14 protein-coding genes and 1 riboswitch are annotated in these 21627 nt (G+C 33.3%); of the genes, 9 read left to right on the top strand and 5 right to left on the bottom strand.

From position 1 onward, the window contains the following. The first annotated feature begins 228 nt into the window (after window positions 1-228). The 6 genes from ACM591_RS00760 to ACM591_RS00735 all read left to right on the top strand — a co-directional run bounded on the left by ACM591_RS00760 (window position 229) and on the right by ACM591_RS00735 (window position 8674). Window positions 229-447 carry a hypothetical protein gene (locus tag ACM591_RS00760; protein ID WP_038679516.1) on the top strand — a complete coding sequence of 73 codons (219 nt, stop codon included), beginning with the start codon at window positions 229-231 and terminating at the stop codon, window positions 445-447. 698 nt (window positions 448-1145) lie between these two features. Further along, window positions 1146-2498: an IS1182 family transposase gene (locus ACM591_RS00755; RefSeq protein WP_326035565.1), complete on the top strand. Its 1353-nt coding sequence runs from the start codon at window positions 1146-1148 to the stop codon at window positions 2496-2498. A 367-nt stretch (window positions 2499-2865) separates the two neighbouring features. Further along, entirely contained in the window at window positions 2866-3369 is a 504-nt protein-coding gene (locus tag ACM591_RS00750) for a DUF805 domain-containing protein (protein ID WP_326008353.1), read from the top strand. Between the two features lie 514 nt (window positions 3370-3883). After that, window positions 3884-5038, top strand: coding sequence for an iron-containing alcohol dehydrogenase (locus ACM591_RS00745; protein ID WP_029378802.1), 1155 nt, complete (start codon window positions 3884-3886; stop codon window positions 5036-5038). Window positions 5039-5348: 310 nt separating this feature from the next. Continuing rightward, window positions 5349-5449, top strand: a riboswitch (TPP riboswitch). A gap of 105 nt (window positions 5450-5554) precedes the next feature. Continuing rightward, window positions 5555-7291 (top strand): phosphomethylpyrimidine synthase ThiC, encoded by a 1737-nt coding sequence (gene thiC / locus ACM591_RS00740; RefSeq protein WP_326008351.1) that lies wholly within the window; start codon window positions 5555-5557, stop codon window positions 7289-7291. Between the two features lie 342 nt (window positions 7292-7633). Next, complete coding sequence (locus ACM591_RS00735; RefSeq protein ID WP_418354399.1) at window positions 7634-8674, top strand: NAD(P)-dependent alcohol dehydrogenase; 1041 nt, start codon at window positions 7634-7636, stop codon at window positions 8672-8674. 702 nt (window positions 8675-9376) lie between these two features. On the opposite strand, the gene ACM591_RS00730 is transcribed toward ACM591_RS00735, so the two are convergent. Next, the gene (locus ACM591_RS00730; protein WP_080704798.1) at window positions 9377-10270 is read right to left on the bottom strand and encodes a 2-hydroxy-3-oxopropionate reductase; all 894 of its coding nucleotides are present in this window, start codon (window positions 10268-10270) and stop codon (window positions 9377-9379) included. A 73-nt stretch (window positions 10271-10343) separates the two neighbouring features. Then, window positions 10344-11168, bottom strand: a complete 825-nt coding sequence (locus ACM591_RS00725; protein WP_058625803.1) for a sugar phosphate isomerase/epimerase family protein — start codon at window positions 11166-11168, stop codon at window positions 10344-10346. Between the two features lie 287 nt (window positions 11169-11455). On the opposite strand from ACM591_RS00725, the gene ACM591_RS00720 reads away from it, so the two are divergent. Next, window positions 11456-12817, top strand: a complete 1362-nt coding sequence (locus ACM591_RS00720; RefSeq protein WP_418354398.1) for a gluconate:H+ symporter — start codon at window positions 11456-11458, stop codon at window positions 12815-12817. Window positions 12818-13037: 220 nt separating this feature from the next. On the opposite strand, the gene melB is transcribed toward ACM591_RS00720, so the two are convergent. The 3 genes from melB to ACM591_RS00705 form a co-directional block, all read right to left on the bottom strand. After that, a complete protein-coding gene (gene melB / locus ACM591_RS00715; protein ID WP_216715548.1) occupies window positions 13038-14408 on the bottom strand; it encodes a melibiose:sodium transporter MelB in 1371 nt (456 codons plus the stop codon). A 151-nt stretch (window positions 14409-14559) separates the two neighbouring features. Continuing rightward, complete coding sequence (locus tag ACM591_RS00710) at window positions 14560-15858, bottom strand: alpha-glucosidase/alpha-galactosidase (protein ID WP_326008350.1); 1299 nt, start codon at window positions 15856-15858, stop codon at window positions 14560-14562. 172 nt (window positions 15859-16030) lie between these two features. After that, window positions 16031-16915: an AraC family transcriptional regulator gene (locus ACM591_RS00705; RefSeq protein WP_029378808.1), complete on the bottom strand. Its 885-nt coding sequence runs from the start codon at window positions 16913-16915 to the stop codon at window positions 16031-16033. Window positions 16916-17435: 520 nt separating this feature from the next. Here ACM591_RS00705 and ACM591_RS00700 point away from each other — a divergent pair. Next, on the top strand, window positions 17436-18965 hold the full coding sequence (locus ACM591_RS00700; protein ID WP_029378809.1) for an NADH dehydrogenase subunit 5: 1530 nt from the start codon (window positions 17436-17438) through the stop codon (window positions 18963-18965). 1 nt (window position 18966) lies between these two features. Then, window positions 18967-21615 carry a DUF2309 domain-containing protein gene (locus ACM591_RS00695; RefSeq protein ID WP_029378810.1) on the top strand — a complete coding sequence of 883 codons (2649 nt, stop codon included), beginning with the start codon at window positions 18967-18969 and terminating at the stop codon, window positions 21613-21615. Window positions 21616-21627 lie beyond the last annotated feature (12 nt).

Below are 21627 nucleotides of genomic sequence, written 5' to 3'. Positions count from 1 at the left end.
GGAAGTAGTGAGGGGATTGGTGTATTATGCTTAATAACTTTGTTAAGTGCATTATAACATCATAATTGGTAGGAATGCAAAACTGTTAAATTAATTAACGTACTATCATTTAAACACGTCACACTATTAACATAAAGTTTAGAGGTTTTGTGTCAAAAATGAAGGTTATTTAAAATTGGTTTGTGGTATCGTTTGATTTGCTTATAATATCATAAAAGGAAGGATTTTATGTCAATAATCTTGTTATTCCTAGGGGTTATATTAATTTCTTTATTAATATTTGGTTTCTTAAAATCTAAGCAGTTTATTGAACATCTTATAAAAATGCTCGAGAAGGTAGTACAAGAATATAAAAATAGTGGCTGGAATAGTACAGAAAAAGGTGCTAATAGTGATGTGAATTTATCAGAAGGCGATGTTTACATAAACGGAAAAAACATGAAATAAATAACCGTTATATTGTTAAAGTAGATAATTTAAAAAATGAAACCAGATTTACTGTTGTTAGTAATAATAGAGAAAAAACCGCAGATGTTGATATAAATACAAACCAAATAATAGATAATATGGATAAAGGGATTAACACAGTAACTCAAGAAGCAGGTTATGGGAAAAGTATAAAAAAGGAGAATGGGTGCATTGTAATAGGTTTAATGGTCCACATAGTGATAATGTACATTAACCAAAAGTAACCCCAAGGCTATTGTGATTTTCCTGGAAGTGACTGTGACAAAGCTTTACTTAGAAGCACAAAATGTTATGGTTATAGTTATTGTAATACGAAAACTAAGGCTGCAGTATGCTCTAGTATTATTGAACACAGTACTAAATACCATCATCATTAAATAAACATATTATTCTTCACAAATGATAATGTGAATTAAAAATTATCTTCTTCTATTTATATGAGTGATTATTATTAGAAAATAGATTAAAAGAGACTCCTTTTTCAAAAAGGAGTCTCTCAGACTGTCGACAAAGTCTCCGACTTTGTTGGCAGTTTTTTTGTGCACGCTTTCCGCGGGCACTGCCTTAGCCTGTAGTCTTCGGCTAGCGCTCTTCCCGCAGGAGTCGGCCCAAATCACTGCCAATATTATACGAAAAATATTATAATATATATAAATTAAACAGTGGTGGTGTTTATTATGTTGAATAAATCAATTGATAAAAGAGATCAATATGAAATGATTTCTATTTCTGAATTAGTCCCTAATAATCATTTATTACGTAAAGTCGATACGATATTAGATTTAAATTTTGTATATGAACTTGTCGAAGACAAATATTGTCTCGATAATGGTAGACCTTCTATAGATCCAGTTATTTTAGTAAAAATATTACTTATACAAAGACTATTTGGTATCAAATCAATGAGACAAACAATTAAAGAAATAGAAACAAATGTAGCTTACCGTTGGTATTTAGGATATAGCTTTTTAGATAAAGTACCTCATTTTGGGACTTTTAGTAAAAACTATACACGTCGCTTTCATGATACGGATTTATTTGAACAAATATTTGAGAAAATACTCGAAATAGCTATCAAAAATAACTTAATCGATCACTCATCTTTATTTATTGATTCCACCCATATTAAAGCAAATGCAAATAAAAATAAGTATATTACAGAAATTGTTAAAAAAGATACACTCCACTTTCAAGAAGAATTGGACAATGAAATAAATGAACAAAGGTTAGCACAAGGAAAAAAGCCATTAAAAAATAAAAAGAAGGAGGAATATAAAACAAAAAAGGTAAGTACAACTGATCCAGAAGCTGGATACTATGTAAAAGGAGAACGAGAAAAGCAATTTGCTTATAGTTTACATGCATGTGTGGATAAAAATGGTTATATAATTGATAAGCATGTGACGCCCGGTAATATTCATGATAGTACACAACTCAAACCAATGATTGAAAGACTAGAAGCAAAGCAGATGTTGCCTATTACATTAGCAATTGACTCAGGTTATAAAACACCTTTTAATGCCCACTTTTTACTTAAAAAAGCAATTGTACCAGTAATGCCCTATACAAGACCTAAGGGGAAACCTGGATTTTTCAGAATAAAAGATTTCATCTACGATGAATATTATGATACTTATATTTGTCCTAATGATGAAATTTTATCATACAAAAGAACGATGCCGACAGGACACAGGTTATATGTATCAGATGGTTCAATATGTCGAGACTGTCCTGTATTAAGTAAATGTACCGAAAATAAAGATGCCATAAAACAAATTAGAAGACATGTTTGGCAAGACGATTTAGATATAGTTGAAGATTTAAGGTTTATTGATACTGTAAAAAAACAATATAAATTGCGAAGTCAAACAATAGAGAGAAGATTTGGCGATGCAAAAGAACAGCATGGTATGCGATGGACAAGATATAGAGGGCATGACAAAGTTTCCATGGATACCACGCTAATTTGTGCTGCCATGAATCTAAAAAAAATAGCAATGTGGTTAGTAAAAGGGCCAATAATGGTCTGAAAGACCACTGCTTTTTGAAAAATAACTATATAAATAAAAATAAACAAACCTTACGCATTAATTTGCGCAAGGTTTGTCTACGTTCTGAGAGACTCCTTTTTCAAAAAGGAGTCTCTTAATTGTTTGAAAATCTAATATCGTCTTAATAACAATCATTTTTAACAAACTAACCATACATACAGGAATACTGTTTTACTAGCCTCGATAATTGTTCAATTAAGGTAGCTCTAAATTATCATTGTTATAACGTTACTTATATGGTCTTAGCACCGATAATTAAATTATTTTCTGTTTACTTATTCAAAAAATATATCTAGTATTTAAATCATATAGTTTTTTTAATATATTTTATAGTCTAGGAGGATATATGAATAAATCATCAAATTTTATTAGCAGTTATTTTAATTTTTGGAAACGTTGCTTAGACATTCATGGGCGATCCACTCGTTCTGAATTTTGGCACCCATTTTGGATTAATTTTTTAATCACTTCTTTTTTAGGGATATTTTCTGTAGGTACTTTAAGTAGTATATTTGCGATTATAACGCTTATACCATACTTTACTGTTATGACTAGACGCCTACATGATTCGAATCGTTCAATGGCTTTTGCGATACTATACTATATTAGTGGTTTCATCACTAAAGCCGCAACAATTCTATTTGTGTTGGGTATTATATTTGCGACTATTAAGTTTGAAGAATTTGGTCTATTAGGTTCTACATTTATTGCTGGTATTTTTGGTGTGGTTATTGCAGGGGGCGTTTCATTGTATATTTTATATTTATTGATTAAGCCTGGGAACATAAAAGTTAATAGATATGGTTCTGGAGGGAGTTGTCAAGACGCTAAGTTACTAGTAGGAGAATAGCCTTTTACAATTTCTATTAGATTAGCAAATAGAACTGGTGTGACAGAAGAGTCACGTATACGTAAAGGGCGCCTAGTTGAATGTGAATTTATGATGCTATACAAGTGGGAATTTTAAGAGAAGAATGGCATTTTCATTTTTTAAAAGAAGTAGTCATATAAATTTTTTATGAGCAAATCAAAGGAATGAAGTATAGCTGAAACACCTATAGTTTTTAATGCTGGATTTGGTCATAATGAACCTAAATGTGTAACTTCATATAGTGCTATGGTTGAAATATATATTGTAAATAAAGAATTCAACATTATAAGCAGTACTATTTCATAATGATTTATTATTGAATTGTCACAATTTTCTGAAAATAAACATGTATAGACATAATATAACGAACGCAGTATAGATACTGTATCTAAAGTATATAGAGATTGACTATGATTATGAAGTTATCAAATATCCCCTTGTAATAATAGGATAGAGTTACAAGGAAATTCACAAATTTATTAGGAGGTATTATATGAATTACGAATATCATTGTGATACAAAAATAATAATGGGCCCTGGTAAATCAAAGAATTTACCAGAAATCATCTCGGAGTATATAAATATAGGTGAGACTGTAATGGTGGTAACGGATTCTGGTATTAAAGATGCAGGATTAGTTGACCCAATAGAAATGAATTTGAAAAATTCAGGTTATAAAGTGATATCTTATAATGAAATATCTCCCAATCCAAGAGATACAGAGTGTTTAAAAGGTGCATCACTTTATCAATCAACAAACGCATCAGCTGTAATTGCGGTAGGAGGCGGTAGTCCAATGGATACCGCCAAAGCTATTGCCTTACTGGGTCCAAATGGAGGTTCACCTGAAGAATATAATAATGGTGAGAGAAGCTATGCCAATATATCGCCTGTCATTTGTGTTCCAACAACTGCTGGGACAGGTTCTGAAGTAACACGGTCTTCAGTAATTACATTAGAAGAATCACATACGAAAATTACACTAAAAAGCCCTTTACTTAGACCGACAATTGCTGTTCTTGATCCCGAACTTACCTTAAGTGTGCCAAAATCTATAACCGCAGCAACTGGAGTAGATGCATTAGTTCATGCAATTGAAGGTTATACATGCACTGTGACAAACCCAATCTCACAAGCAATGGGAAAAAGTGCGATGTCTATTATCGTTGGCTATCTACCGAAAGTATATCAAGACGGAAAAAATCTAGATGCCCGGTATAAAATGCAAGAAGGCAGTCTCTTAGCAGGACTATGCTTTGGATCTGCTGATGTTGCAAGCGTCCATTGCTTATCAGAAGCATTAAGTAGCTTATACGACACCCCGCATGGCGTTGCGAATGCAATATTTTTACCCCATGTAGTAAAATTCAATGCTGTTGAAAATAAGACACTTCATGCTGAAATTAGCAAAATCATGCAGTTTGCAAAGCAGAATGATACTGATGAAATAGCAATTGAAAAGTTGATTAAAGGGTTATATACATTAACAAACGATTTAGGAATCCCATCGTTGAAAGATTTAGGATACGTTAAAACAGAACATTTTGAACAAATGGCCAATCTAGCTAAACAAAATAATTCAACATCAAGTAATGTCAGACCAATAACTGAAAAAGATTATTTAACTATTTTAAAAGAAGCCTATTAATAAAGAAGTTCCTTAATCGTTTTAAAATAAAATAATATCTAAATAATGAGGATTATTAGAATTGTAGAGAAAAAGAGAAATGCAAAAGTTATCCATACTATTTCATAGTATAGATAACTTTTTTCTTGCTACCATCATATTTTCTATAAATATAATATTAGATTTTTAAATTAAAATAACGAATGTTTAATTCGATAAACTTAGCAGGTGTATAGTTGTAAATGTTATTAATTTTTTACACGTTTATATAAAATTTCAAATTTATTTGTAATTGTTCTTTATTAGTGTTAAGTTGGAGCAAGAATTTAATAAGAATTGCTAGGGGTGCTTGTAAGCTGAAAGAGGCATTGGTCTCAACCCTTTGAACCTGATCTGGTTAGTACCAGCGTAGGGAAGCAGAAAAGTACAGTACATATGGGAAGTCTGTTTGTTGGGCTTTTATTTACTGTCGCTTCACTAAATATGTGATTTTCTACCAGGTCTCCTAGCAATAATAAATGCTAAGGAGTTTTTTATTTGGAACAAGAAAAAATTGAATTAAAAAAACAATTTCCATCAAGTAAAAGAATATGGATTAGTGGAGAAGATCCAGATATTCGAGTGCCATTTAGAGAAATACAACTTTCTCCAACCGTAACAGAGGAAGGAACAACTGATAATGATCCAGTGTTTGTCTATGATACTGCAGGCCCGTACCACGACGATAATTATAAGATTGACGTTCAAAGAGGTATACCGAAAATGCGAATACCATGGATAAAAGAAAGAAATGATACATTACAATATGAAGGTAGAAGCATAGTATCATTAGATAATGGATTTAAGTCAGATAATCATAAAAAATTTGTCGAAACACCGTTTAAATATCAGCCAAGGAAAGCAGAAACAGGTAAGAATGTCACTCAGATGTATTATGCGAGACAGGGTATTATCACGAAAGAAATGAAATTTGTAGCTATGAGAGAAGATACATCATCTGAGTATGTACGTTCTGAAATTGCGCGCGGACGAGCGATTATTCCTAATAATGTAAATCATCCTGAATCAGAGCCGATGATCATTGGTAAGAACTTTCAGGTGAAAGTAAATGCCAATATAGGAAACTCAGCAGTTAGCTCTTCTATAGAAGATGAGATAGAAAAATTAGTCTGGGGTATTCATTGGGGCGCTGATACTATCATGGATTTATCTACAGGTAAAAATATTCATGCTATGAGAGAATATCTTTTGAGAAATTCGCCTGTCCCAGTTGGCACAGTGCCTATCTATCAAGCACTTGAAAAAGTAGATGGTTCTGCTAAAGATTTGACTTGGGAAGTTTACCGAGACACATTGATTGAACAAGCAGAACAAGGTGTCGATTATTTTACCATACATGCTGGCGTGTTATTGCGATATGTACCTACAACAGTTGATAGATTAACAGGTATTGTCTCTAGGGGTGGATCAATCATGGCACAGTGGTGTTTAGCTCACCATGAAGAAAGCTTTTTATATACACATTTTGAAGAGATTTGTGAGATTATGAGTCGCTATGATATTGCAATTTCTCTTGGTGATGGATTAAGACCTGGCTCAATCTACGATGCAAATGATGAGAGTCAAATACTAGAATTAAAAACACTGGGCGAATTAACTGTAATAGCATGGGAGCACGATGTGCAAGTGATGATTGAAGGTCCAGGTCATGTACCGATGAACAAGATAAAGGAAAATCAAGACCTCGCTGATTTCCATTGCCAAGAAGCGCCATTCTATACATTGGGGCCATTGACAACTGATATTGCACCAGCCTATGACCATATTACGTCAGCGATTGGCGCCGCACAAATTGCTAGTCATGGCACGGCAATGCTTTGTTACGTTACCCCTAAGGAACATCTAGGGCTGCCTAATAAAGATGATGTAAGAGAGGGCGTTGTTACGTATAAGATTGCTGCACATGCAGCTGATTTGGCCAAAGGAATGAAAGGGGCACAACGCAGAGACGATGAAATTAGTAGAGCGCGATTTGAATTCAGATGGTATGATCAATTTAATCTATCGTTAGACCCAGACAAGGCACGTTCATTTCATGATGAGACTTTACCGGCTGAGTCAGCAAAAGTTGCCCATTTTTGTAGTATGTGTGGACCTAAATTCTGTTCGATGCGTATCTCCCATGATTTGAGAAAACATAAAGATTTAAAATCAGAAGGATTGAAGCAAAAGTCAAAAGAATTTGTTTCGAAAGGTAGTAAAATTTATCGTTAAATAATCAGGATGAAATTACATTTTCAACCTATAATAAATAAAAGAAGTGTCTTAATCTTTTCAAAATAAATATTGTCTAAACAAGAATTTGTTTTAAGAAAAAGATGTACAGAGCAATACAAAACCAGAAAACACGATAATGTAAGCAATAACTCATATAATAACTGGTTTTTAAAATTTTAATTGTATTTTGTAATAAAAACATGAAAAATATACGATACTATATAGGTATATAAATATATATAGGCTGTTCTTTAGACTAGAGTTAACTCTAAGCGCTATGATATTAGGTGAAGAAGTTGGAAAGTCTTCAAATAGGATAAGTACTGGAGGAATTATATTATGGTTAATGCTAAAGCTAGAGCGGTTAACGGGCCGGATTCGAATTTTCATGCTACAGAAATTAAAAGACGTGATCTTGATACACATGATGTATTAATTGAGATTAAATACGCAGGTATATGTCATTCTGATATTCATACTGCACATGGTGAGTGGGGACCAGTTCACTATCCACTAGTCCCAGGTCATGAAATTGCAGGTATTGTTAAAGAAGTTGGATCAGAAGTGAGTAAGTATGAAGTAGATGATCGTGTCGGTGTTGGCTGCATGGTTGATTCTTGTGGCGAATGCGAAAATTGTCAAAACGGTGAAGAACAATATTGTCTAAAAGGCATGGTTGGCACATACGCAGGTACGGATAGATATGGTGAACCGACACAAGGCGGTTATTCAACACATATTGTAGTACATGAAGATTTTGTATTACGTATTCCTGATAATATCGGTTTAGATGCTGCAGCACCATTACTTTGTGCGGGTATTACTACTTATTCACGTTTAAATCATTGGAAAGCAAGTGAAGGTAAAAAAGTAGCAATTATCGGTATGGGCGGTTTAGGACACATGGCTGTTCAAATTGCAAATGCCATGGGCGCAGAAGTTACTGTATTATCACAAACGTTAAATAAAAAAGAAGATGGTTTGAAATTAGGCGCAACACATTACTATGCAACAAGTGATGAATCTACATTTGAGCAGTTGCCAAAAACTTTTGACTTAATTATCAATACAGTAAGTGCAAACTTACCTTTAGATGATTACCTTAAATTGCTTACATTAGACGGTACAATTGTTAACGTTGGGGCGCCAGCGGAACCAATCTCATTAAGAGTTGCAAATTTAATTGGTCACCGTAGATCATTTGCTGGATCAGCTATAGGCGGTATACGTGAAACACAAGAGATGTTAGACTTCTGTGCCGAACACAATATCAAACCTCAAATTGAAATGATTTCAGCTGATCAAATAGATGAAGCTTATGAAAGAGTTTTAGCATCTGATGTTAAATATCGCTTTGTTATCGATACAAGCACAATGTAATTAACTTGAATTTAATGAATATCTAACGTGCTTTTAAATAATTTTAAAGTATATTATAGTAGCCACTTGTTTTAGACAGAGTTCTGAAATAGGTGGCTATTACTATACATATAACTTATACATTGCATGTAATTTAAAATTGTATAATATATATAATTGGTTATATATTCTTAATTATTAAGTAATTTTTATATAAAAAATTTGTGTAAGTTAAAATTTACTATTATACTAACTAATAAGCGTTTAAGTAAACGCTAACATAACGTTACAATAGTTGGGAGTGATTTTCATGCCAGATACAGATACTGCATCAGACTTATTGGAAAAGATCTTAGATTATTTATTTTCACTTAAAAAGTAATTTTTAAAAGTGGGTATTTATACTTAAAATCAATAAAGAATAATTGATTTGCTAAGAAACCTAACTTGAATTATGGATATGTCCCTGCAAAGTAATCAATTAACATTGAGAACTTTGCAGGGTTTTTTAGTTAAAATAGTGTAACAATGTGTGGACATTATGTTGAGGTAATAATCTGAAAATAAAGTGGAAAGCACATGTTGAGTATTAGTAGGTTTATATTGAAAGAAGAGATAAAAAAGTTGAGGCAAATTAATTGTCTCAACATTAATCATTATATAGGTAGTAGCTTCCTTGATTGAAATTTAAAGCATATCTCCAAAAATTTGGGTTACGCTATTCTATACGCGATGGTTAGCCATTTTTTCGAAAAAATCAATAATATAGGAGTGGTCTTTTTTACTATTACCATTTGCTACTTCTGAACTGAAAACTTCTTTAACAATATTTGTAACAGGGAGTGGTACTCCTAAAGCGTTGGCAGAGTGTTGAATATTGCCTAAATCTTTAAAGTTTGTTTCAATTTTTCCACCAGGCTCAAAATTCCTTTCTATAATAGATGGCATCTTAGCGTCCATGACCGCACTACCGGCTAATCCACCACTAATTGCTTCAAAGAGTTTGTTCAAATCTATTCCTGATTTACTAGCATAAACACAAGCTTCTGATAAACCTGCTAAATTAATACTGACGATAATCTGGTTAGCCAATTTAGCTGCTGAACCAGTACCGCTTTCTCCAAAGTGAACAATATTTTCTCCCATTGTTTGAAATAAAGGTAGAACTTTTTCGAAATCTTGTTTTTCGCCACCAACCATAATGGATAGACGTCCTTCAAGAGCCATTGGTTCTCCGCCGCTGACAGGAGCATCCATAAATTGAATATTAAATGGTTTCAACTTGGCTGCGAATTCTCTGGAATCTTCAGTTGATACAGAACTCATATCTATCACAATAGTCCCTGGCTTACAATTATTCGCAAGGCCTTCCTCAGAAAATAAGACTTGTGTAACATGTTTAGATGTAGGAAGCATCGTTATAATAACATCGCAATTTTTAGCTATTTCACTATTTGAGCTACAGGCTTTGCCACCTAATGCTTTTAACTCATCAACTGCATTTGTATTTAAATCAAAAATATATGTTTCATAGCCACTTTTAATAATGTGAAGTGCCATAGGTTTTCCCATAATACCTAAGCCAATAAATCCAACTTTCATAAGTATTACCTCCATATACATAAATTTTAGCAATTATTCTAACTGATAATAGCGTGATGAAAATTATTGTTAAGTAAAATTTTCTCTACTATTTATCGTTGATTATAGGTTGAAGATGATTTTGAACATAGTTACCAAGATCTTTAATCACTTGGGTAGTGTTTGCATGTGCTTCTCCTATTTCATCTTCGAGCATTATCCAGCCGTTGTAGTCATTATCTTTCAAAATTTGTGTACATTTTGAAAAATCTATATCTCCAGCGCCCATGTTTTTCCATTCTGACTGATTAGCAACATCTTTATAATGCACATGCTTAATAAGTGAAATTGCATCTTCAAATACTTTTGATGGGTTCATACCGCCCATAGCAATATGTCCAGCATCTGGTGTATAGCCCATATAACCACCATCTAGGCCGTCGAACAGGACTTTATAATCTTCTTCAAATTTCCAATAAGATGTTTCATATGATATTGGGTGTAGTGAGGTTGTAATACCATGCTCTTCATAAGCGTGTTTAGCGAGCTCATTTGCGCCTGTAATAATTTCTTTTTGTCGTTGCAATAAATTATCCCTATTTTTGCCACTTCTTGATGGAACATTCATAATTGCTCCAGGGAAATGCTTGAGATAATTGAAAAAGTAATCATCTATCTCTTTTTCACTATCAGATGCATGCCCATCTACAAAAGCATGTGGCACTGTTAATGCTGCTAACTTTAAATTATTTTTGTCGAGAGCTTCTTTTAAAAGTTGTGGTGATTTCTCATATTTTCCTAACAAATTGATTTGTACATCTACACCAGTAAGTCCGGCATTTGCAATATCGTGTATTACTTGATCCATTTTATCTGCTTTTTCATCGTAGTCTAAAACCCAAGTGGAACCTTGGCAACCAAAATTAATCGTCATTATTTTCCTCCTAACAAGTCACTGTATATTGAATAAAAATATGTTTTTGTTAAATAAAATAATTTTTTGAAAACGCTAACAATATATTTCAACCCTATCACTTATAATACTTTTGTCAATAATAATGTGAAAAAAAACGAAAATAAAAATAAACAAATGAAATTAATTGAAAATATAAAATAACTATATTAAAATCACACTTATATTATGTAAGCGCTTACTATAGATAATGTTTTACATCATAGTTAAATAAAATATTAATTTAGTGAAAGAGAGTGGGGATATGGATGCTTGAAGAAATTTGGCCACTTATTGGTGTAGTTATAGGTGTTATAGTTTTACTTATATTAATTATTGGGTTCAAATTAAATACTTTTATATCACTTATAGTGACTTCTATGTTTACAGGGATAATCTTAGGTATTCCAATTGATAACATCGTTGAAACAGTAGAAAAAGGCATGGGGGAGACTCTTGGTAGTATTGCAATCATTTTTGGTTTGGGTTCTATTTTAGGTAAGTTACTATCAGATGGTGGTGGCGCAACCCGAATAGCTGATAAATTAATTGAAACTTTTGGCGAAAAATATGTGAACTGGGCTATGTTAATTGCATCATTTATTATAGGTATTTCATTATTTTTAGAAGTTGCGTTTGTGTTACTTATTCCTCTTGTGTTTACATTAGCAAAACGAATGAATATTTCTAATCTTAAAGTGGGTCTTCCAATGACTATTTCGATAGCTATTACACATGGATTTTTGCCACCACATCCTGGACCAGTAGCTGTCGCACAAGCATTGAATGCTAATATTGGGCATGTATTGATGTATGGTATTATCATAGGTTTACCTTTAGCATTAATTGTAGGTGCTTTTTTCACAAAAATTGTATATAAAATTGTGCCATCAGCATTTGCTAGAGAAGGTAAACAGGTGAGTGTTGAAGAAGATAAGCCGGTAGCAGTAAAAGATAGACCTAGTTTTGGCTTAAGTTTATTAACAGCACTTAGTCCTATTATTTTAATGTTGTTGGCGACAATTATTCAATTAATTACTGGTCATGAGGATGGTAAAGCAGGTGGGTTTGAAGGTTTCATTTATTTCATTGGTTCATCAACAACTGCGATGTTAATTGCTGTTCTTATAGCGATTTATACGATGGGCATAAGAAGGAAAAAATCTACTGACCAAATTATGGCTACTATTTCAAATGCTATTACACCGATAGCGATGCTATTGCTTATCATTGGTGGGGGCGGTGTTTTCAAACAAGTTATTATAGATGGTGGCGTAGGTGATACCATATCTAAAATTTTCCAAGGTACTGAGATGTCTCCAATTATATTGGCATGGTTGGCGACAGCTATTTTGAGATTAGCTTTAGGATCATCGACCGTTTCCGCACTATCATCAGTAGGTATTGTATTGCCATTAATACAATCTATGGATGTGAATATTTCTCTTATTGTACTTGCAATTGGCGCTGGGAGTGTCTTCTTTTCACATGTTAATGACGCAGGGTTTTGGATGTTTAAAGAATACTTTGGCTTAACTATGAAAGAAACATTTTTAACTTGGACGTTGCTAGAATCAGTATTATCCGTATTAGGATTAGGATTTATTTTGATTTTAAATGTTGTGATTTAATAAAGACAGATTTAAAAGGATAGAACAAAGCTTAATAATAGAAGTTGTGATTCAACATTTGCAACAACTTTAACATTATTGTTGTAGTGAGCCCATTATATTAATAGCAACACAAAACCCCCGTGCTATTTTGAGTAGAAAGGGGGTTTTTGAATATTAGTGGCTAAGATACTATAGGTGAGTCATTTTGGTTTTATCCATTTTGCAGTGGCTGTTTAGATTATCCTTTTTTACTTTTTCTTAGATTTAATACATTTACTACATCTTTTATATACGCCCCTTTTAATTTGTAACTCCATTTATAAATAATAAAACTAGCTATTATACAAATTATTGGGAGTATAATCATAATGAAACGCAATCCATTTTTTGTGAATTCGTTTTGTTGAACACCCGGTTGATAACCTAAAAGTGTTAAACTCCAACCAGTAATTAAACCGGAAATAGCCATAGCTGTTTTCATTAAGAACGTCTGAGTAGATGTGATAACACTTTCATTTCTTTGTCCGAACTTCATTTCACTATAATCAATTACGTCTGCGATTGAAACGGTGATGATTCCCATAATGAAGCCAGTACCAATTTTGATAAAGGTAGTACCCAATACGACAGGTGATATGGCTTGTGGTGAAATGTAGCTTGCAGCTAGCAAAATCAATAGTCCGAATATGATACTACAGGTTGCAATAGGAAATATACGCTCTCGTGTAATCCATTTTGCAATTCTCGGAAAAATAATCAGAGCAAGAATTTCTACAAATCCCATACCATTATAAAGTGCAAATAAAAACTTGGACTCAGCAACATAGCTAAAATAATAAATGAGAACATTTCCAATGATTTGTGTACATAAGAAAAAGGTGATTAAAATACCGATATAATTTAAAAGTTCTTTGTTGGTAAATAATATTCTCCATATATCTTTGAAACGTAATGTAATACCTGTATCAATATTTGTAGGTGCTTCTTTAACATTGTGGACAGTAATTCCCATTGTTGTGATAAAGAAGATAATTATAATGATTGTGAGTATTAAAAAACCAACAGATTGATTACCATTTCCAAATAAATTGTCTAAGAATAGTATAATACTTAAACCGATAGCGCCCAAAATTAAATTAGCTAGGCTTGCAAATATTCTTGGAATTACTGAAACCTCTTCACGTTCGGTTGGATTATTCGTTAAATTTGGCAACCATGACCAATAAGGAACATCCATCATAGTGTAAGTCATGCCCCAAAGTATATACATTATTGTGATAAATACATATAGACTGGTTCCAGACAAATCAAAATTTGTAAACAGTATAATAGTGACAATAGAATTGATAATAGTGCCAATAACTAACCATGGTCTAAATTTTCCCCACTTTGTTTTTGTTTTATCTACAATCATTCCCATAATAGGATCATTGATAGCATCCCAAATTCGAGCTACAAAATATAATGTTCCTACAAAACCAGCTGTAATACCTAAGATGTCTGTTAAATAGTACATAAGATATATACCAATTAGGTTAACAACTAAATCTTTACCAAAAGCACCGATGCCAAATGAATATTTCTCTTTACGTGTTATTTGTCGTTCCAAATAAATCACCTCATAAGAAAACTTAAGTCGTTATATAAACAAATTCCTTAAGTTTTTAGATATATATAACTTTTCAATTATAGTAGTAAAATGTTTTGTAAAAAACCAGACACTGCTTATCTAATTGAATAATGGCAGGTCTGGTGTAAGTTTATTTATATGACGGAAGCCAATCACCGTGGGCTTCAATTAAATCATCACAAAGAGAGATGATATCGTCGATAGATAGCTCAGAAGCTGTATGTGGGTCTAACATAGCAGCTTGATAAATTTTTGACTTATCATTAGTTAATGCAGCTTCTATTGTTAATAATTGAGTGTTTATATTTGTTCTGTTCAGGGCTGCGAGCTGTTCTGGCAAATTACCTATATAAGTAGGTGCTACACCGCTTGCATCAACTAAACATGGGACTTCGACAACTGCATTTTCAGGTAGATTGCTTATTAAGCCTCCTGTGTTTAATACATTGCCACCAATTTTAAATGGTTTATTTGTTTCCATTGCTTCAATAATATAAGAACCATATTCGTTCGAACGTTGATGAGTTAGGCTTTGGTCGTTGACGATATCATCACGCATTTGTGACCATTCTTCTATTTGTTTTATGCAACGACGAGGGTATTCATCTAACGGAATATTGTAATCGTCAATTAATTCTGGGTACAGATTTTTAATAAAGTAAGGATGATATTCTGCGTTATGTTCAGATGACTCTGTAACATAAAATCCAAATTTATCTAAAATTTCAAAACGAACCATATCGTCATGTTTTGATTTTTGTTTTGCTTTGGCACGCTTTTTGATTTCTGGATATAAGTCCTTGCCATTTTGTTTGATTTCAAGTAACCAAGCCATGTGATTAATTCCAGCAATCTTAGATTGTATATTATCTTTTGGTAAATCTAATGAATCCAATAAGTCATTCGTACATACTTGGACACTATGGCAAAGTCCAACCGTTTTAATACCTTCTTTTAGCATTATATTAGTTAAAACTGCCATTGGATTTGTATAATTTAAAAACCAAGCATTTGGACATACTTCTTTAATATCATCGGCAAAGGCTTGCATTACGGGTATTGTTCTTAGATTACGGAAAATACCTCCAATACCTAATGTATCAGCAATAGTTTGTCTTAATTTATATTTTTTAGGGATTTCAAAATCAGTAATTGTAGCAGGATCATATCCACCCACTTGTATTGCATTTATGATATATTTTGCTCCGGATAATGCCTCTTTACGATTATGGTACGCTTTCACAGTAACGTTTGAATGTAAATTTTTCTTTAAATTATTTAACATCATTTCTGAATCGTGTAAGCGTTGCTCATCTATGTCATATAAAGCAAATTCAAAATCCTGTAACGCCTCCACTGTCATACAATCGCCTAGTACATTTTTGGCGAAAACAGTACTTCCTGCGCCTAGAAATGTAATTTTGTCCATTAAGCATGCCCCCTAGTTTTATTTAAAAACCGAATAATCATTAATACTGTCTATTTTTTAAAATTTAAAACGAAAATTTTCTGATATCACTATAGCTTATGTATAGATTAGACATTATTTTTAGGACAAACAAGCGTAAATAATATTGAAAAGAGTAATATATTGCTCTTTGTTAATCTATAAACAACTTATCAACTGGCATGATTGTAGTATTTTTTCGATAGTTATTAGGAGTTATACCAACAATTTTCTTGAAAACTTTACTAAAGTAATTACTCGAGGCGTAACCTACTTCAAACGCAATAGATTCAATGTTTTGGGAACTTTTAGTTAATAAAATTAATGAATTTTTAATTCTAGTTTTAGTTAAATAATTAATAGGTGTATCATTCACAACTTTATGAAATTGGCGACTAAAATGATATTTTGATAAACCGGTAACTGCTACAATATCGTCCAATGTAATATCTTGTTGATAATGACTTTCTATAAATTTAATTGCTTTTATAGTTGGTAGAGGATAATTATTAGATCTCTGCAAACCATATTCGAGATATTCTAAGCATTTCATCATAAAAGTATAAGCACAGGAAGAAGATTCGTATCCATGTTTAATGCCCACAGCGTCTATTTTTTCCAATGTTTCTATAATGTATTTGATAGGCTCGGAATTTATAGGGAATTTCATGATATTTCCATGTGTAGATACAATTCTGTTAAATAATCTACTAACTTCTTCGCCATAAATTGTAAAATAAATAAATTCCCATTCACTCGATTGATTGGGAAGATAGTAACAGTGATTACTTGGTACACGAACAAAAAATGCATCATCTTTAGCAAGTTGATAAATTTTTTCTCCTATAGAAATTGCACCGCGGCCGCGAGTCGTATATTGAAAAATATATACATCTTGTTCTCCTCTGTGCAAACCATGCCATCGATAATTTGGACTTTGTACGAGTTCGAAGCCAATTGCACTTAAACCAGCAACATTATTTTGATAATCTCCTTTAAATCTAAAACCATAAGCATTATAGTCAATTTTTTTCGTCAACTTCTATCCCTCCATACTTGCTAATTATTTTAGCATTATTTAAGTGAAAAATATTAAATATATATTTATAAAATTTATATTTAATTAATGATTTTTTGCTATTAAAAGTTTCTATTTCTTGACAATGACGAACAATAAGTTTATGTTTGTAATATTAAATAAAAATAAATATAGTCGTTGATGTGCGTTTGAACTAGGTGATTTAGGCTTTAGCAAGATGTTAATAGAAATATTGGCAAATTGAAAAAGTAAACGAATTGAAGTAGAAAGCGAAAATCATACGACATATGTAAACTGATTTAACTTAAACTATAAATTTTAAAAGCAACATACATATATAGGTAGCAAAACAAAACACTGCATAAAGTATTAGCGTGCGTTGTAATGAAGCCGACAGTAGTAATAAATCGTCGAAGATTTATTATATATTGTCGGCTTTTTTTAATAAGTCTTACAACTATATTTTAGAAAAGCTAACTTTATGACCAAAGTCTTCATATCCAATAAAGGAGGATTCGATATGCTTACATCGCCTAATTTATCATCACTTCTCATTCTATTATTTGTCGCGATATTCATCTCAGTAATAAGCAGCGTTATATTTTTAAATAAGCGCATATCACTAGCGTACGTTCGTATACATATTTGTTTAGTGGCATTGCCGCCATTGATAGCGTTCGTTGGCTTAATTTTAGCACCAAAGAACATTAATATTGGCTTATGGTATTCAGATATTTTATCTTGGCTGATGGCATTTTTCGTATTGGTTATTGGTTTAATCATCCAACGTTATTGTGTACGCTATCTGGCTGGAGATAGAAGTTTTAGAAAATACTTTATGTTATTTACTTTAACGACAAGCTTTGCAGCTACAGCATGGTTAACAGGTGATGTTCGTATTATGGTAGTCAGCTGGGGCTTCACATTAGTAGGCCTGACGTTACTGATTAGTTTGACAAGTGCTTGGAGAGTGACGAGAGCAGCAGCAATTGTTACAGGGAAATTATTTTTCTTGAGTTGGCTGGCATTATTGCTAGCTGTTACATGGTTAGGATTTGTAACAGGAGAATGGCATTATACAGGCATGTTTACCGAAGCTAATCTCAATCAGATTAATGCATGGACACGTTTTGGCATTAATATTTTAATAGTATTAGCAGTTATGATTCCAGCGGCACAATGGCCATTCCACAGATGGTTAATAGAGTCTGTTGCAGCACCAACTCCTGTTTCTGCAATAATGCACGCTGGTATTGTGAATGCTGGGGGTATTATGCTTACGCGTTTTTCTCCATTATTTAATGGTGACATCGCAACAATTGTTTTATTAAGTTTTGCGAGTATCTCTGTACTTATAGGCGCAGGTATTAGCTTAGTACATGTAGACTATAAAAGGTTATTAGTGGGTTCAACAATAGGACAAATGGGTTTTATGTTAATTCAATGTGCGCTAGGTGCATATATACCTGCAATTATTCATCTAATATTACATGGTTTATTTAAAGCGACACTCTTTTTACGCTCTGGTTCGGCTGTAAGACATTTTAATGTACCGAGTCGTGCAAATGAAAGAATGTCTTACTTATGGATATTAGTAGGACGTGGATTAGCAATTATGATAGGTCTTGGATTTTGGTTATCTGCTCCAGAACAAGGTTACCGTTTAGTTAGTGGTCTTATTTTAGCGTGGTCATTATCTGTATCTTGGACACAACTAGTTGCCTTTGGTGAAGGGAAATTTGGTCGTATCATGGGTTTATTAGTAATGAGTGTAGTTGGCATAGTTTATTATATAGTTCACCACTTCTTTAGTGATGCTTTGCATACCATCGCATTTCATAGCGCACAGCCACCTATGTTCGCAACTGTAATTGTTGCGCTAATTTTATTATTTGGTAGTTTGATGAGTACGTGGGTAGCACGTCATCGTTCATCGGTAGCATTTTCAATTATTTATATGTGGATCGTACGTTTAGGTGATGCGAAAATTGAAACAGTGGAACGTCACCCTAATTACTTGAAAAAATATCTATCCAAAGGAGGGCACTAAAATGGGAGAATCAAACATAAATTCTGTTACGCAATTTAGCTATATTGATGATATTCGTATGACAGTTGACAATGCGAGCAAGGTCATTGTTCCTTTATCACCCATTTCAGTTTTTGCTGCTAGAAGTCCTTGGTCTGGATTAGAAGATAAAACATTTGATGAAGTGGCAAGTTGGTTAAAACAAGAACGCAAAGTTGATATTTATCCAGCGAGAACAACTATTATAGAAGCAAGACAACAAGGTGAAATAAGCGATAAGTATATAGAACGTCGTTTTCAACAATGGATAGAAGAAACAAAGATATCTATTCCGAAAGCGCACGCTATTCAGTATGGTAATCAAGCATTAAAGTTACAGCCATTGGAGATAAACTCAGAAAAACAAGAAGTCGTAGATGAACTCGTGAAAGAGTTGACGGAAAGTTTGAAGGGAAGTAATACTACATCCGGACAATCTTCATCAGTGCCGTTAATTAGTACATACGTCTTTAATGATAAAAAAGAAAGATTAATCGATACTTTGGATTATCACATAATCAAATGGTGTAAGTTATTTATTGATGACGCGCAGTCCGGATGGACGATGCCAGACAGAGATAAAGGCCTCTTTAATGCTTGGCAGAGATTAGTACCATATGACCCAGCGTTAACTAAACAGCAACGTAGACGTTTGCAATCATTGCCAAACGATGCTGAATCATTACTTAAAACCTCATTAAACAATCTAGGTGTTAAGGATATAGAAGTTCAAACATATTTAGAGAATCATTTATTGTCATTACCAGGTTGGGCAGGTATGATGATGTGGCAAGATGACCATCATAAGAAGGTCCATGATTTATTATTTACTTATCTTGCTATACGTGTTGCGATGGAATGGGCAATCGTAGAGCCGCATTTACCGGTTAAGCCACCAAATACTAAAGATGAAAGTGTTTTGGAAACAAGCATTGTTTCATGGTTGCAGTGGGGTGGATTTACCGTAGAAACTTGGCGTGCGTTAAGTATAGAAGAACAAGAACAATATGTGCAGTTTGCGAAAGCTTTTAATGAGCAATTATGCAGGAAATTGTGGTTAGAGGCATGGGAAGCAACCTATAATGAACAATTAAAAGATATGATTGTACCAGAACAACCTCATGAAATAACAGCACAACAAGTAGAAGTTCAAATGTCATTCTGTATTGATGTAAGGTCGGAACCTTTTAGAAGACAAATTGAAGCAGCCGGCCCATTTGAAACTCTTGGCATTGCAGGTTTTTTTGGTTTGCCAATTGAGAAATCTGAGTTAGGTAGCAAATACAGTCATCCGTCATTACCAGTTATGAGTCAGCCACAGCATAAAATTGAAGAATACACACATGAACGTGAGCCCAATGCATTCCAACAACGTAAGCATGCATTAGAATCCGTTACTTATACATTTAAAAAAATGAAGCAGAACGTTTTGCCTAGTTTGCTCTTGCCGGAATTGAGTGGTCCTTGGTTATCGCTACAAATGTTAACGAGAAGTTTTATACCGAAACGTGTGGGTGTAATGATTCGTAAGTTTTATAGCAATTGGTTACAAAAACCACAAGATACTACTTTAACATTGGATCGCAATCAACATCATAACCATCAGCATGTACATTTTGAAGATGGATTACCAATTGGTTTCACCAAAGCAGAAAAAGTAAATTACGCATTGCAAGCACTAAAATTAATGGATTTAACTAAAGACTTTGCGCCGTTAGTTGTGATGTGTGGTCATGGCAGCCAAAGTGCTAATAATCCTTATGCGGCTTCATTAGATTGTGGCGCATGTGGTGGGGCAGCTAGTGGTTTCAATGCTAAAGTATTGGCTCATTTATGTAATATGACTGAGGTAAGAGAAAGTTTGTTACAGGAAGGTATTGAAATACCAGAAAGCACTATTTTCGCAGCTGCAGAACATCAAACTTCTGTAGATGAATTGAAGTGGATATATTTACCTAAATTATCCCAAGAGGCACAAATAGCTTACGATAAAATTGAAGCGGCAATGCCTCGAATAAGCTATGCCGCAAATAAAAAAAGATTGGCGCAGTTACCGAATAATAATATAGTTAAGCCGAACCCAGTCGATGAAGTTCATCGTATAACAAATGATTGGAGCGAGATAAGACCAGAATGGGGATTAGCGAAAAATGCAGCATTTATTATAGGTCAACGTGAATTAACTAAGAATAGTGATTTCGCAGGTAGAGCATTCTTGCATAATTATGATTGGCAAAATGATAAAGATGGTAATATATTAGCAAATATTATTGCCGGCCCAGCACTTGTTGCCCAATGGATTAATCTACAATACTATGCGTCTACAGTAGCACCTCATTTTTATGGTAGTGGAAGTAAAGCAACGCAAACAGTAACGGCGGGTATCGGTGTTATGCAAGGGAACGCCAGTGACTTATTAACAGGATTGCCATGGCAATCTGTTATGGCAGCTGATTACAAAATGTACCATTCGCCAATAAGATTATTGATTGTTATCCAAGCTCCACAGTCATTTATTAAAAACTTATTGGATAATGATTCTGATTTTAACCAAAAAATAGTTAATGGCTGGGTTAGATTGGCCAGTATTGATGAACAAGGATTATGGCATGATTGGACAACAAACCTTTAAAGCGGTTATGGG

It is taken from the genome of Staphylococcus sp. Ze2, from assembly GCF_048568365.1.
Classification (GTDB): domain Bacteria; phylum Bacillota; class Bacilli; order Staphylococcales; family Staphylococcaceae; genus Staphylococcus; species Staphylococcus xylosus.
Note: the sequence above shows the minus strand (reverse complement) of the source record. Positions and strands in the feature narration are given on the sequence as shown.